We start from the raw sequence: 13,343 nt of genomic DNA, 5'->3' as shown, positions 1-13,343 counted from the left end.
CCCGACCGGAGGCATCGACTCCGGGACGGGCAGTGGTCTGGATCACATACCGTGTGTTGAGTGCCCGGCCCCGGCGGTTTCCGTACCCATGGGTGAACGAGCGGGGCCGGATGCGAGGATGAGGCGCCATGACAGCTGGGTGGTGTGCTCGCACGACACGGGCCGCGGTGTTCGCGGCCGTCTGTGTCGTGCTCGCCGCCCTGGGGCACGTCATGATGTCCGGCGACCACGTGCCGATGCGGACCCTGGTGGCCGGTTGGGCCGTGACCGGTGTGGCGGGCTGGTGCCTTGCGGGCCGCGAGCGCGGTCTGTGGCTGGTCGTCGCCGCCGCCGTGGCCGTGCAGACGGCCCTGCACTCGGCGTTCTCCCTCATGCCGTCGGCGCCGTCCGCCGGAACAGCGGGTTCCAGGGCAGTGGACTCCATGGCCATGGAGTCGAAGCACATGGGATCCCTGCACATGGGATCCATGGACGCGGGTTCCATGGGGCACGACATGCACTCCATGGAGTCCATGTCCCCGCACCTGGGGCACGCGGGACACCTCCCGGGCGGTGACTCGTCGCTCGGCATGCTCTCCGCCCACCTGCTCGCCGCCTTGTTGTGCGGTCTGTGGCTGGGCCACGGCGAGCGGGCCGTGTTCCGCCTGCTGCGTGCCGTGGCCGGCCGGCTGGCCGCGCCGCTGCGACTCCTGTTCGCCCTGCCGGCCCCGCCGCCCCCACCCGTGCGCGTACGGCGACCGTCCTCGGACCGGGCGCCGCGCCTCCTCCTTCTCGTCCACGCGATCACCTCTCGAGGGCCGCCCGTGAGGGCCGCTGCCGTCTGACGGCAGCCGGTGGTCCCGGGGCAGCCCCTGTGCGCCCCGGAATCGGTCGTACGTCCGTGCCCGCGGGCATCGCCGTACGGGTACGACCGCATCCCTCACTCACCAGGACCGCGTGGACACGCGGGCACGCCATCCCGTAGGCACGCGTGCCCGCACGCCCGTGGTCCCGGCATCCCGAGAAGGACATCAGGTGATCACTCCTGCCCTGCCTCTGCCCTGTGAGAGAACCGAACCCTCGGCGCGGGCCGACGAGTCGCGCGACGAGTCGATAACCGCCTGGGCGCTGGCCGCCCGCGGCGGGGACTCCGTGGCCGTCGACCGCTTCGTGCGCGCCCTGCACCGTGACGTCATCCGCTACGTGGCCCACCTGTGCGCGGATCCGCAGGCCGTGGACGACCTGGCGCAGGACACGTTCCTGCGGGCGCTCGGCAGCCTGCACCGGTTCGAGGGCCGTTCCTCGGCACGTGTCTGGCTGCTGGCCATCGCCAGGCGGGCGGTGGCCGACAGCATCCGGTACACCGCCGTACGCCCCCGCCGGGCCGACCTGCCGGACTGGGAGCCGGCGGTCGAGCTCGCCCAGCCCCGCGGACTGCCCGGCTTCGACGACGGTGTCGCGCTGCTGGAGCTGCTGGCCGGACTGCCGGACGAGCGGCGCGAGGCGTTCGTCCTCACGCAGCTCCTCGGTCTGCCGTACGCGGAGGCCGCCGAGCTGAGCGGCTGCCCGATCGGCACCGTCCGCTCCCGCGTGGCCCGCGCCCGGGCGTCGCTCCTGGCCCTGCTCGCCGAGGCGGAGGAACCGGCTCGCGCCGGGTCACGCGCCCTGGCCGCGGCCTGACTCACGCCACTCCGGCGCCCGGTCCCGGGCGCCGGAGTGGCCGGCGACCGCCGCACACCGCCCGCCTTCCTCAGCCGCTCCCCGGCCCCCCTGCATCCACCGCGCGCCAGAACGCGTCGACACGGGAGTTGAACACGTCCGGGACCTCCTGGAAGGGCTGGTGGGCCTCGCCGGGCAGGACCTCGAACGCGGCGCCGGGGATGCTGTCCGCGACCACACGGCCGAGGCGTGGCGGTGCCACGAGGTCGACCTCGCCGGACAGGACGAGGGTCGGCACACCGATCCGGTCCAGACGGTCGAGCGTGTCGTGACCCGCGAACGCCGCGAGCTGGCGCTGGAAGGCCTCGACGGACTGCGGGTGTGCAAAGGCCAGCGTCTCCTCGACGAGACGGTCGACCATGCCGTCGGCGTGGGCGCGCGGCGTGTAGACCCACAGGTAGAACGCCTCCAGCATGGCCCGCTCGCCCGGGGCGCGTTCCGCCATCCAGCGCCAGAAGCGCGCCACGGCCCGGAAGTAGGGGTCGGGGCGGGCCATCGTGCTCATGAGGACGAGGCTGCGCACCAGCCCGGGGTGCCGCAGCGCCATCTCCTGGGCGATGAAGCTGCCTCCCGAGAAGCCGGTGACATGGGCGGCCGGAACGTCGAGCGCGCGCAGCAGCGCGGCGGCGTCGTCGGCCATCCCCGGCACGGACAGCGGCCCCTCGGGCAGCGGTGTGCGCCCGACGCCCCGGTTGTCGAAGGCGGTGATCCGGTAGCGGTCCGCGAGCCCGTCGAGCTGGGACCGCCAGACCTCGGCGGGATCCCCGAGCCCCGAGACGAGCAGCACGTCGGGGCCCTGGCCCCGGCGCTCGACCCACAGCAGCACGCCGTCGGCGTCGATCATCTCTCCCATGGGCGGCCTCCGGGCGGTCAGGGCGCCGGAGTGGTCACGCCCGGGCCGGCTCGATGTTCTGGTTGGCGTGGAAGAGGTTGTCCGGGTCGTAGGTCCGCTTGACCTGGGCGAGCCGGTCGTAGTGGTCGCGGTAGGTCGCCCGGACCCGTTCCTGGCCCTCGCCCGCACCCATGAAGTTCACGTACGAGCCGCCCATGGAGTACGGGTGCAGTTCCTCCTGGTAGCCCACGCACCACTGCCTGATCGCCTCGGCGTTGGCCGGATCGGGATCGACACCGGCGAAGACGCCGGACCAGACGGCGTCCCGGTAGCTCCACGCCGTGTCGTCCGGGCCCATCCGGTGGGCGGCACCGTCGATCGGATAGAGGTGCATCAGCGAGAGCTGCGTGGGATTGTTCTCGCCGTACTTGAGATGTACGTCCAGAGCGGCGTCCGGGATGTGGTCGAAGAAGTCGCCCCGCCAGTACCACTGGTAGCCCGTCGGGATCAGCTCGTCGAACATGCTCTGCAACGCGACGTAGGGCATCGGTGTCGCGAAGTGGAAGGCAGGCGGGCCGGGTTCGTTCACCACGGAGAGCGTCTCGTCGAGCCGGTCCGGGTCACCGGTGTGGCACCACACGACGCCGCACACCTTCTCCCCGTGGAGTTCCTCGGGGAAGGGCGGGCCGGGCGGGACGACGAAGATCGCGAAGAAGCCGTAGACGTCCTCCGGTGCCTGCGGGAGGAACTCGCGGTACCACGCCAGCACCTCGCGAGTGTGACCGACCGGCCAGACGGTCACCCCGACCCCGACGGTGTCCACCGGGTGCAGCCGGTAGGTGAGGGAGGTCGCGATGCCGAAGTTGCCGCCGCCGCCGCGCATCGCCCAGAACAGGTCCGGGTGTTCGTCCGCGCTCGCGGTGACGTAGCTGCCGTCGGCCAGGACGACGTCCGCGGAGATCAGGTTGTCCGCGGTGAGGCCGTACTTGCGGGTGAGGTAGCCGTGTCCGCCGCCGAGGGTCAGGCCCCCGACGCCCGTCATGGAGATGATGCCCGTGGGGGTGGCCAGACCGAATGCGTGCGTCGCGTGGTCCAGGTCGCCGAGGTGGGCGCCACCGTCGGCCTGGGCGGTCCTCGCGGCCGGGTCGACGCGCACCCCGCGCATCGGTGAGAGGTCGATGGTGACGCCGTCGTCCACCAGGCACAGGCCGGGTCCGCTGTGCCCGCCGCCCCGTACGGCGAGTTCCAGGCCGTGGTCGCGGACGTAGGAGACCGCCGCCATGACGTCCGCCGCGTCCGCGCACCGCACGATGGCGGCCGGGTGTTTGTCGATCATCGCGTTGTAGATCTTGCGGGCCTCGTCGTACTCCGCGTCCCGTGGGCCTGTGACCGGTCCGCGCAGCGTGGTCCGCATGTCTTCCAGGGTGGCGCTGTCCATGACGATCTCCTCGAGCGCGTGACCGTGCCGACATCACCAGGGTCTCGCCGACAGCGGGGCGATGCATGTCCGGGCGGACCGGCCGCTCCAACGCCGGGGCCCGGTCGGCGCGTCACGCCCCCCGCGTCACGAAGGCCGCGGCGTCGCCCGGGTCGGCCTTCGCAAGGGTTGCGGAGATCCGGTCGGCGACCTTGGCAGGGGCATGGCTCCTCCAGGACGGACGTGCACGGGGGTTGCTCGGCAGGCGCCACGCTAGATGGGAATGAATGTCAATAGCGTTTCCCGGGGTCGGTCATGTGAGAACCATTGCCAACTATTGGAGGTGGCTGGACTGTCTATCCAAGCGCTGGACGTGTGGTCTAGAGTGAAAGAAAAGGAGGCGGGATGAGCAGTGAACGGGACACCGAGCGGGACGCGATCCTCGCCGCGCTGGGCCCGGTCGTCGACGGGATCGCCGCGACCTTCGGGCCGGTCTGCGAGGTCGTGCTGCACGACTACCGGAATCCGGAGAAGTCGGTCGTCTCCGTGGCCGGATCGGTGACCGGGCGGACAGCCGGCGGCGCGATGAGCGAGATCGGCATGCGCGTCCTCGCCCGGGGCGACGAGGCGTCCGACGAACTGAACTACGTGACCCGCACCCGGAACGGGACACTGGTGAAGTCCTCCACGATGGTGCTGCGGGACTCCACGGGCGCCGTGTTCGGCGCCCTTTGCGTCAACGTGGACGTCGGTGCCGTCAGCCAGGTCCACGGTCTGCTCGGCGCGCTCGCCGGGCTCGGTGCCCAGCCGGCGGAGCTGCCGACCACCACCTTCGGCAACGACATCGACTCCGTGGTCGACGCGCTCTTCGACGCCCACCGGTCGAGGCAGCGGGGGAGCTGGGCGGAGCTGGACCGCGCGGAGCGCCTGGAGCTGTTCGGCGGGCTGGACGCGCGCGGCGTCTTCGCCGTGCGCGGTGCGGTCGAGCAGGTCGCCGCCCGGCTCGGGATCTCCCGCGCCTCCGCCTACAACTACCTCTCCCAGGCCAGGGCCGTCCACGACACTTCCACCGGAGGATCCGCGTGACGACCACCACCCCACCGGTCACCCTCGACGACGTCCGGGACGCCGCCGCCCGGCTCAAGGGCGTCGCCCATCGCACGCCCGTCCTGCGCTCCCGTACCCTCGACGCGCTCGTGGGCGCCGAGATCCACCTCAAGTGCGAGAACTTCCAGCGTGCGGGCGCCTTCAAGTTCCGCGGCGCCTACAACGCGGCCTCCCGCCTCACCCCGGAGGAGCTGTCCCGGGGCATCGCCGCCTACTCCTCCGGCAACCACGCCCAGGCCGTCGCCCTGGCCGCCCGGGAACTCGGCACCACCGCCGTGATCGTCATGCCGGAGGACGCCCCGCCGTCGAAGCGGGCGGCCACCGCCGGCTACGGCGCCGAGATCGTCTCCTATGACCGCTACACCGGCGACCGCGTCGCCATCGCCGAGGCCCTCGCCGCCGAGCGGGGCCTGACGGTCATCCCGCCCTACGAGCATCCGCACGTCATCGCCGGGCAGGGCACCGCCGCACTCGAACTCGTGGCGGAAGCGGGGGAGCTCGGCACGCTGGTCGCCCCGGTCGGCGGTGGAGGACTGATCGCCGGCAGCGGCACCGTCGTCAAGGGCATGCACGCCGGGACTCGGGTGATCGGCGTCGAACCCGAGGCCGGGGACGACACGAAGCGTTCCCTGGAGGCCGGCCGGCGCGTCAGCATCCCGGTCCCGCACACCATCGCCGACGGGCAGGCTCTGCACACGCCCGGAGAGCTGACCTTCTCCGTGAACCGGCGGCTCCTCGACGACGTCGTCCTGGTGACCGACGACGAGATCCGGGACGCGATGCGGTTCGCCTTCGAACGGCTCAAGATCGTCGTCGAGCCGAGCGGAGCGACCCCGCTCGCCGCGTTGCTCACCGGGCGCGCGGGCCCTCTCGCGGGCCGCGTCGGTGTCATCCTCTCGGGCGGCAACATCGACGCCGAGCGCTTCGCCGAGCTCTGCGGGCACCAGGTCCGAGCGGGCCTGCCACGGGTTGGCGGCCACCCCGGGGCGGGCGGACGATAGAAGTGCGGAGGCCGGCCGCCTGCGGCGGTGTCCAGGGCCGCCGGACTGACCGGCCCCCCGGTCGTGGCATGCCGCGGCCGGAAGGGAGCGCGTCATGTTGGAAGTGAAGACGATCGACAAGCCGGACGAGCGGCGTGATTTCCCCAGTGGTCACCTCGAAGCCGTCCACATGACGGAGCTCGACTTCGCCGTGGCGACCTTCGAGCCCGGCTGGCGCTGGTCGGAGTCCGTGGCCCCGATCGCGGGTACCGCCACCTGCCAGATGTACCACAACAGCTATGTGCTCCAGGGCCGCATGCACATCCGCATGGACGACGGCGGCGAGAGCGAGGTCGGCCCGGGCGACGTCTTCGTGTGCTCGCCCGGTCACGACGCCTGGGTGGTGGGCGACGAGCAGGTGGTGGTCTACGACTTCCAGGGGCAGTCCGCGAGGGAGTTCGCGAAGAAGTAGTGCCGGGCGATCGTCCCCTTGCCCGGTGGAAACCGATCGGTTTACGATCCTCTCCAAGAGGAAACCGATCGGTTTCCTGCGTTGAGGATGTGAGGGACACTCCCATGACCGCCATCGAAGGTTCCGTCGCCCTGGTCACCGGCGGCAGCCGAGGTATCGGCCGCGCCCTGGTCACCGCCCTGTACGAGCGGGGCGCGAAGAAGGTGTACGCCACCGCCCGCGACCCGCGCACCGTCACGCACCCCGACGCCGTGCCGCTCGCCCTGGAGGTCACCGACCCCGCCTCCGTCGCGGCGGCGGCCGAGCAGGCTCAGGACGTCACCCTGCTGATCAACAACGCGGGGGCGTCGGTGAACGCGAACTTCCTCGACTCGCCCGTGGAGGACGTCCGGCGCGAGTTCGAGACCAACTTCTTCGGACCGCTCCTGGTGACCCGGGCCTTCGTCCCCGTCATCGAACGCAGCGGCGGCGGGCACATCCTCAACGTCCACTCCGTGCTCTCCTGGATCGGCCTGGCCGGCTCCTACAGCGCGTCCAAGGCCGCCCTCTGGTCGCAGACCAACTCGCTGCGCCTCGACCTGAAGCCGCGCGGCATCGAGGTCACCGGCCTGCACGTCGGCTACGTCGACACCGACCTGGCCGCAGCCGTCGACGCCCCGAAGTCCACGGCCGAGAGCGTCGCGGCCCAGGCCCTCGACGGGATCGCGTCCGGCGCCTTCGAGGTCCTGGCCGACGACATCTCACGCCAGGTCAAGGCCGGGCTGGCGGCCGACCCGCTCGCTCTCTACCCGCAGCTCGCCGCCGCCTGATCACACCGGCAGCAACCGCGCCACCAGCGCGCTCAGTTGACGTACGTTGCGGCACTCGTGCATCTCGACCAGCTCGGCGTAGGCGGGCGCGACGGAGTCGCCCGTGCCCCAGCGGGAGCGCTGCTCGGGGTTCAGCCAGTAGACCCGGCGCGCCCGCCGGGTGATCCGCCGGACGGCCGGCAGATTCGGGTCGCTCTGGTTCGTACGGGCGTCACCGAGGACGAACACCGTCGTGCGCGGACCGACCGCGTCCTCGTAGCGCTCGGCGAACTCGCCCAGCGCCATGCCGTAGTCACTGCTGCCGTGCCATCCCGTGAGCGTCGCCTCCGTCTGGATACGGGCGCCCAGGCCCTCCGGGTCCGCGGTGCCGTGCCGGAGCAGCCCGGTCACCTCGTCGATCCGGTTGACGAAGGCGAACACCCGTACCTTGCTGAACTGGTCGTGCAGCGCCTGCACCAGCAGCATCGTGAAGTCCGAGAACCCGGACACCGAGCCCGACACATCGCACAGCAGCACCAGTTCGGGGCGGACGGGACGGCGTCGGCGCAGCACCGGCCGCATCGGCACGCCACCGGTCGACAGTGAACCGCGCAGGGTCCGCCGCAGATCGATCGTGCCCCGGGAGGCGCGGCGGCGACGGGCCGCGAGCCGGGTCGCGAGCTTGCGGGCGAGGGGCTGCACCGCCCTGCGCAGCTCCGCCAGCCGGTCCTTCCCGGCGAACAGGAAGTCGACCCGGTCCGCCGTCGGGGCCACCGCCCGCCGGGCGATCTCGTCCCGGCCGCGCCGCTCGGCGACCCGGCGCCGCGCCTCGGCGGCCACCAGCGCCCGGAACGTCTCGATACGCCGCCGGATCTCGTCCTCCAGCAGCCGGTCCGCGAACCCCGACCCGCCGCGCTGCCCGCGCACGGTGTCGCGGACCCGGGCGAGCAGCGTCTGCGGGCGCACCCGTTCCAGCGTCTGGTACGACGACCAGCCGTCCGACTCCGGCGTGGAGCCGTAGCCCCCGAAGCCGTCGACCGCCTCGATCGCCAGCCGGCCCATCAGCGCCTGGTCGTCGGCGGCGAGCGCGGCGGCCAGCCGGTCGCGCAACGCGTCGCGGCCCGCGGCCCGCTGCTCCGGACCGCCGACGCCGCGCGGGAAGTAGAGGTCGAAGACCGGGTCGAACACCTGGCGTTGCCCGGTGCCGTGCAGCAGCGTCGCCGCGAGCCCCTCGCGCAGCAGCTCCCGGTCCGTGAGGCCGAGTTCCTCGATCGCCCGGGCCGCGTCGACCGTCTCGCCGGTGCCGATCCGCACCCCGTGCGCGCGGAGCGCCCCGACCAGGGACGTCAGCCGCTCCGCGACACCCGCCGACGTGGTCACAGGGCGTCCAGATCGAGCTTGGCGGACGCCTTGAGGACGTCGTCCTGGTGCTTCAGGAGCACGCCGAGCGTGGCCCGCACGACCGTCTCGTCCAGCGTGCCGGCACCGAGCGCCAGCAGGGTGCGCGCCCAGTCGATGGTCTCGGCGACCGACGGCACCTTGCGCAGCTCCATCGCCCGCAGCGCGCCCACGACCCGGACGACGGAGCGGGCCAGCGCCTCGTCGAGCCCGGGCACCTTCAGCCGGACGATCCGCCGCTCCAGTTCCTCGTCCGGGAACCCGATGTGCAGGAAGAGGCAACGGCGGCGCAGCGCTTCGGACAGCTCCCGGCTCGCGTTGGAGGTGAGGACGACGAAGGGGCGGCGCGTCGCGGTGACGGTGCCCAGCTCGGGCACGGTCACCTGGAAGTCGCTGAGCACCTCCAGCAGCAGGCCCTCCACCTCGACGTCCGCCTTGTCGGTCTCGTCGATCAGCAGCACCTTCGGCTCGTCGCCCCGGATGGCGGTCAGCAGCGGCCGCGGGAGCAGGAACTCCTCGCTGAAGATGTCCGTGCGGGCCTCGTCCCACGTCTCGTCGCGGCCCGCGCTGATCCGCAGGAGCTGCTTGGCGTGGTTCCACTCGTACAGCGCCCGGGACTCGTCGACCCCCTCGTAGCACTGCAGACGCACCAGCCGGGCCTCCGTGACCTGGGCGACGGCCTTGGCGAGCTCGGTCTTGCCGACCCCGGCCGGGCCCTCCACCAGGAGCGGCTTGCCCAGCCGGCCGGCGAGGAAGACGGTGGTGGCGACGGCGGGCGAGGCGAGATAGCCGGTCTCGGCCAGACGTGCGGAGACGTCGTCGACGGACGTGAACAACGGGGCCTCCAGGACGGCGACGATGGTCGGAGAGCACTATCTAAGCGCTTGTTCACTCAAGATGTCACGAGGGTTCCGGGTACCGGAAGGTGGTAGACCGATCGGTTTCCCAGGGTTCCGGGGGCGAGGTAGCCTCACCTCCATGACCACTACAGACAAGGCGTCCACTCGCGACCGGCTGCTCGATGCTGCGGCCGAGATCTTCTACCTCGAGGGCGTCTCCGTCGGAGTGGAGGCGCTGTGCCGGAGCGCAGGGGTCTCGAAGCGGTCCATGTATCAGCTCTTCGCCAGCAAGGGCGAGGTGCTGGCAGCGAGTCTGGAGCGGGTGCTCCCGTCGTACGAGGCACTGCTGGCGCCCGACTCGCAGGAGGAGGAGGCCGGCCCCCCGCGCGAGCGGATCCTGCACGTCTTCGAACGACTGGAGAGGGCCTCCGCCGAACCCGCCTACCGGGGCTGCCCCTATCTCGCCGCGCTGGTCGAGCTCAAGGATCCCGGACACCCGGCGAGCGTGGTCGCCCGCGGGGCGAAGGAGTGGCTGCTGGGCTTCTTCCGCGCGCGGGCCGAGGAGGGCGGGGCGCGGGACGCGGAACTGCTCGCCCGTCAGCTGATGCTGGTCTTCGACGGGGCCAGCGCCCGGGCGGGGGCCAAGGTCGAGACCCTGGACGGCCTGACCACGACGACCGTGACCGCGCTGCTGGACGCGGCCGGCATGCGCTGAGGGGGTGCGACCGCCGAAGAGGCCGCCCCCCTCACTGCCCTCGGTCACGCGGCCGAGGCCACCGCCCGCACCGCGGGAGTGCGCAGCACCCGCCGGGCGGTGGCCAGTCCCGTCCCCAGCGTCACCGCGGCGGCGATGCCCACGACCGGGAGCCACACGCCGAACACCTGGTCCGGCAGCACCCCGTCGGTGCGGACCACGGTGAACGGGATGATCCCGGCCAGGGCCGTCAGCGTGCCGAAGCACACGCCGGTGACCGTCAGGACCAGCCCCTCCACGCCCACCACCCCCAGCACCTGCCCGGGAGTCGCCCCCGCGAGGCGCTGCTGCCCGAACTCCCTGCCTCGGTAACTGGTCGCCGCGTACAGCGAGTTGACCAGCATCACGCAGACGAACACCACGATGATGCCGACGACCGTGAAGTTGAGCGTCTCGAGGTTCTTCGCGTCGACCGACTTCACCGCACCGGACGCCTCGACGGCATCGCTCTCCACCGCCTGCATGGTCAGCGTCGCCGTGGCGACCGCCGTGAACAGGATCAGCGACATCAGGATCCCCGCGAGCTGCCCGGCCCGCTCGCGCAGGTTGCGCACCGCCAGCCAGCCGCTCGCGCCGGTGAGCGGCAGCCGGTCCAGCACTCCCGCCAGCAGCCGCGGTGCCTTCAGCGCACACCCGAGGGACAGCAGGATCGCGCCGTACACCGGTGGCGCCATCAGCGCGGCGTCCGTCGCCGAGAACACGAACGTCGAGGTCGCCGACGCGGCACCGGCCACCAGAGCCGCGTAGGCCAGGACCGTCCGCGCCCGGCCCCGCTGCCGGCCCCCGCCCGTCGCACGCCGTACGGCGAGGAAGGCCGCGCCCGTGGCGGCGAACAGGGTGACGCCGACCCCGCTCGACAACGCCACCGGACCGAAGGAGTGGCCGACGGACCGCGCGACCTGGCCGCTGTCCTGGAACACCGCCAGCAACGCCCGGCCGGCGAGCACCGCCGGACCGATCGCCGCCACGGCGGCCACCAGGCCGACGGCCACCGCCTCACCCACCACCATCCGCTTGATCTGCGCCGGAGTCGCCCCCGAGCACCGCAACAGCTCCAGTTCGGCGGCCCGCTGACGGACGTTCACCGTCAGCGTCGAGGCGATCGCGAAGAACACCAGCAGGGTGCCGTAACCACCGACGACGCCCGCGGCGGTGGTCAGGGTCTCCTCGCTCACCGAGTCCACGCCCGGCTGCCCGGCCGTGTCGTGCATCGAGTTGAACGCCATGATGATCACCGCGCCCAGGAACGCGGACAGCACGGTCGCGAGGAACCGCCCCGGCCGTTGCCGAATCGACCGCATCGCGAGAACGAACACGGCTCACACCCCCGCCCGCGCGTCGTCGCCCAGGTGGGCCAGCCGCTCCGCGACCGCGTCCGCCGTCGGGTCGTCCATCCGGCCCGCGAGCCGCCCGTCCGCGAGAAACAGCACCGTGTCGGCGTACGAGGCGGCGACCGGGTCGTGCGTCACCATCACCACCGTGCGGCCGTGCACCCGCACCGCCTGCTGGAGCAGCCGCAGCACCTCCCGTGCGCTGCGGGTGTCCAGCGCGCCGGTCGGCTCGTCCGCGAAGATCACCCGCGGCTCGGTGACCAGCGCCCGGGCGATCGCCACCCGCTGCCGCTGACCGCCCGAGAGCTGGTGGGGCCGGTGCCCGAGCCGGTCGCCGAGGCCCACGGCCGTCAGCACCTCCCGCACCCGCCGCCGGTCCACACGCCGCCCGGCCAGCTTCAGCGGCAGCACCGTGTTCTGCGCGACGGTCAGCGTCTCCAGCAGGTTGTACTGCTGGAACACGAACCCGATCCGGCCGCGCCGGAACTTCGTCAGCTCCGCCTCCCCGCCGCCCGTCAGTTCCGTGCCGTCGACCCGCACGATCCCGCTGTCGGGCCGGTCCAGGCCCGCCGCGCACTGCAACAGTGTCGACTTGCCGGAACCGGACGGCCCCATCACCGCCGTGAACGTGCCACGCCTCAGCTCGATCGTCACCGCGTCCAGAGCGGTCACGGCACTGTCGGCGCTCCCGTACGTCCTGGTGACCTTGACCAGCCGCAGCGCTTCCGGGGAGGGCCCCGGGTCCTGGTCCTGTCGTGAGCCGGTGCGGAACATCGTCGTCGTCCCCCTTCGTCCGACACGCCCTGTGTCTCGCCTCGACGCTACGGAGAGGGGAACCCGGCCACACTGGCCGCAGAACCCGTATCGGGGGGTGTACTCAGCGACACCCCGTGGGTACCCGGGCCCTCCCGTACGGAAAGGGCTGACAGGGCATGCAGATCGATCTGAAGGGCCGCACCGCTCTGGTGACCGGCTCCACCCAGGGCATCGGCGCCGCGATCGCCGCCGGCCTGGCCCGGGCGGGCGCCCGGGTGGGTGTCAACGGCCGCTCGCCGCAACGGGTGCGGGACGCCGTGGAACGGATGCGCGGCGAGGCGCCCGGCGCCGACCTCGTCCCCGTGGCCGCCGACGTGACCACCGAGGAGGGCGCGGGACAGGCGGTGGACTCCCTGGGGCAGGTGGACGTCCTCGTGAACAATCTCGGCGTCTTCGAGGCCGCTGATCCCCTGACGATCAGCGACGAGGAGTGGCGGCGCTACTTCGACGTGAACGTCCTGTCCGCCGTGCGGCTGACCCGGCTCGTCCTGCCCGGCATGACCGAACGCGGCTGGGGACGCGTCCAGTACATCGCCAGCGACTCGGCGGTCGTCATCCCCGCCGAGATGATCCACTACGGCATGTCGAAGACCGCCCTGCTCGCGGTGAGCCGCGGCTTCGCCAAGCAGGCGGCCGGCACCGGCGTCACGGTGAACTCCGTCATCGCCGGGCCGACCCACACGGGCGGCGTCGAGGACTTCGTCCACCAGCTCGTCGGCCGAGACCTCCCCTGGGACGAGGCCCAGCGCGCCTTCATGCGGCAGCACCGGCCGCAGTCCCTGCTCCAGCGGCTGATCGAACCGGAGGAGATCGCCCACATGGTCGTCTACCTCAGCTCCGACCAGGCGTCGGCGACCACCGGCGGCGCCCTGCGCGTCGACGGCGGATACGTCGACTCGATCCTGCCTTAA

At 72.2% G+C, this 13,343-nt stretch carries 14 protein-coding genes; 8 read left to right on the top strand and 6 right to left on the bottom strand.

Annotated features, from left to right (window positions below; translation table 11 throughout):
- The first annotated feature begins 128 nt into the window (after nucleotides 1-128).
- Both ABEA82_RS25975 and ABEA82_RS25970 read left to right on the top strand, forming a co-directional pair.
- The gene (locus ABEA82_RS25975; RefSeq protein ID WP_345664074.1) at nucleotides 129-824 is read left to right on the top strand and encodes a hypothetical protein; all 696 of its coding nucleotides are present in this window, start codon (nucleotides 129-131) and stop codon (nucleotides 822-824) included.
- A 190-nt stretch (nucleotides 825-1,014) separates the two neighbouring features.
- Entirely contained in the window at nucleotides 1,015-1,659 is a 645-nt protein-coding gene (locus ABEA82_RS25970) for a sigma-70 family RNA polymerase sigma factor (protein WP_425588553.1), read from the top strand.
- Between the two features lie 70 nt (nucleotides 1,660-1,729).
- Here ABEA82_RS25970 and ABEA82_RS25965 read toward each other — a convergent pair whose 3' ends face one another.
- Entirely contained in the window at nucleotides 1,730-2,551 is an 822-nt protein-coding gene (locus ABEA82_RS25965; protein WP_345664073.1) for an alpha/beta fold hydrolase, read from the bottom strand.
- Between the two features lie 34 nt (nucleotides 2,552-2,585).
- A complete protein-coding gene (locus ABEA82_RS25960) occupies nucleotides 2,586-3,968 on the bottom strand; it encodes an FAD-binding oxidoreductase (protein ID WP_345664072.1) in 1,383 nt (460 codons plus the stop codon).
- Nucleotides 3,969-4,352: 384 nt separating this feature from the next.
- On the opposite strand from ABEA82_RS25960, the gene ABEA82_RS25955 reads away from it, so the two are divergent.
- The 4 genes from ABEA82_RS25955 (at nucleotide 4,353) to ABEA82_RS25940 (ending at nucleotide 7,315) form a co-directional block, all read left to right on the top strand.
- On the top strand, nucleotides 4,353-5,033 hold the full coding sequence (locus ABEA82_RS25955; RefSeq protein WP_345664071.1) for a helix-turn-helix transcriptional regulator: 681 nt from the start codon (nucleotides 4,353-4,355) through the stop codon (nucleotides 5,031-5,033).
- Entirely contained in the window at nucleotides 5,030-6,055 is a 1,026-nt protein-coding gene (locus ABEA82_RS25950; RefSeq protein ID WP_345664070.1) for a pyridoxal-phosphate dependent enzyme, read from the top strand. Before ABEA82_RS25955 ends, ABEA82_RS25950 begins: the two co-directional genes overlap by 4 nt.
- Nucleotides 6,056-6,149: 94 nt before the next feature.
- Entirely contained in the window at nucleotides 6,150-6,506 is a 357-nt protein-coding gene (locus ABEA82_RS25945; protein WP_345664069.1) for a cupin domain-containing protein, read from the top strand.
- Nucleotides 6,507-6,610: 104 nt separating this feature from the next.
- On the top strand, nucleotides 6,611-7,315 hold the full coding sequence (locus ABEA82_RS25940; RefSeq protein ID WP_345664068.1) for an SDR family oxidoreductase: 705 nt from the start codon (nucleotides 6,611-6,613) through the stop codon (nucleotides 7,313-7,315).
- Here the strand turns inward: ABEA82_RS25940 and ABEA82_RS25935 are convergent, their stop codons facing one another.
- The gene (locus ABEA82_RS25935; protein WP_345664067.1) at nucleotides 7,316-8,674 is read right to left on the bottom strand and encodes a VWA domain-containing protein; all 1,359 of its coding nucleotides are present in this window, start codon (nucleotides 8,672-8,674) and stop codon (nucleotides 7,316-7,318) included.
- On the bottom strand, nucleotides 8,671-9,528 hold the full coding sequence (locus tag ABEA82_RS25930; RefSeq protein WP_345664066.1) for an AAA family ATPase: 858 nt from the start codon (nucleotides 9,526-9,528) through the stop codon (nucleotides 8,671-8,673). The genes ABEA82_RS25935 and ABEA82_RS25930 overlap by 4 nt, the downstream gene beginning before the upstream one ends.
- A gap of 142 nt (nucleotides 9,529-9,670) precedes the next feature.
- On the opposite strand from ABEA82_RS25930, the gene ABEA82_RS25925 reads away from it, so the two are divergent.
- Nucleotides 9,671-10,246 (top strand): TetR/AcrR family transcriptional regulator, encoded by a 576-nt coding sequence (locus ABEA82_RS25925; protein WP_345664065.1) that lies wholly within the window; start codon nucleotides 9,671-9,673, stop codon nucleotides 10,244-10,246.
- 44 nt (nucleotides 10,247-10,290) lie between these two features.
- Here the strand turns inward: ABEA82_RS25925 and ABEA82_RS25920 are convergent, their stop codons facing one another.
- Both ABEA82_RS25920 and ABEA82_RS25915 read right to left on the bottom strand, forming a co-directional pair.
- Complete coding sequence (locus ABEA82_RS25920) at nucleotides 10,291-11,601, bottom strand: FtsX-like permease family protein (protein WP_345664064.1); 1,311 nt, start codon at nucleotides 11,599-11,601, stop codon at nucleotides 10,291-10,293.
- A gap of 3 nt (nucleotides 11,602-11,604) precedes the next feature.
- Entirely contained in the window at nucleotides 11,605-12,390 is a 786-nt protein-coding gene (locus ABEA82_RS25915) for an ABC transporter ATP-binding protein (protein ID WP_345664063.1), read from the bottom strand.
- Between the two features lie 158 nt (nucleotides 12,391-12,548).
- Between ABEA82_RS25915 and ABEA82_RS25910 the strand changes: the two genes are divergently transcribed.
- Nucleotides 12,549-13,343, top strand: a complete 795-nt coding sequence (locus tag ABEA82_RS25910; protein ID WP_345664062.1) for an SDR family NAD(P)-dependent oxidoreductase — start codon at nucleotides 12,549-12,551, stop codon at nucleotides 13,341-13,343.

It is taken from the genome of Streptomyces venetus (assembly GCF_039540295.1).
In the GTDB taxonomy this organism is placed as follows: Bacteria; Actinomycetota; Actinomycetes; order Streptomycetales; family Streptomycetaceae; genus Streptomyces; species Streptomyces venetus.
Note: the sequence above shows the minus strand (reverse complement) of the source record. Positions and strands in the feature narration are given on the sequence as shown.

What these genes read in the sequence shown, in the direction of transcription:
- ABEA82_RS25925 (WP_345664065.1), top strand. Translation starts at nt 9,671, where the DNA reads ATGACCACTACAGACAAGGCGTCCACTCGCGACCGGCTGCTCGATGCT.
- ABEA82_RS25915 (WP_345664063.1), bottom strand. Translation starts at nt 12,390, where the DNA reads ATGTTCCGCACCGGCTCACGACAGGACCAGGACCCGGGGCCCTCCCCG.
- ABEA82_RS25975 (WP_345664074.1), top strand. Translation starts at nt 129, where the DNA reads ATGACAGCTGGGTGGTGTGCTCGCACGACACGGGCCGCGGTGTTCGCG.
- ABEA82_RS25940 (WP_345664068.1), top strand. Translation starts at nt 6,611, where the DNA reads ATGACCGCCATCGAAGGTTCCGTCGCCCTGGTCACCGGCGGCAGCCGA.
- ABEA82_RS25955 (WP_345664071.1), top strand. Translation starts at nt 4,353, where the DNA reads ATGAGCAGTGAACGGGACACCGAGCGGGACGCGATCCTCGCCGCGCTG.
- ABEA82_RS25965 (WP_345664073.1), bottom strand. Translation starts at nt 2,551, where the DNA reads ATGGGAGAGATGATCGACGCCGACGGCGTGCTGCTGTGGGTCGAGCGC.
- ABEA82_RS25960 (WP_345664072.1), bottom strand. Translation starts at nt 3,968, where the DNA reads ATGGACAGCGCCACCCTGGAAGACATGCGGACCACGCTGCGCGGACCG.
- ABEA82_RS25945 (WP_345664069.1), top strand. Translation starts at nt 6,150, where the DNA reads ATGTTGGAAGTGAAGACGATCGACAAGCCGGACGAGCGGCGTGATTTC.
- ABEA82_RS25910 (WP_345664062.1), top strand. Translation starts at nt 12,549, where the DNA reads ATGCAGATCGATCTGAAGGGCCGCACCGCTCTGGTGACCGGCTCCACC.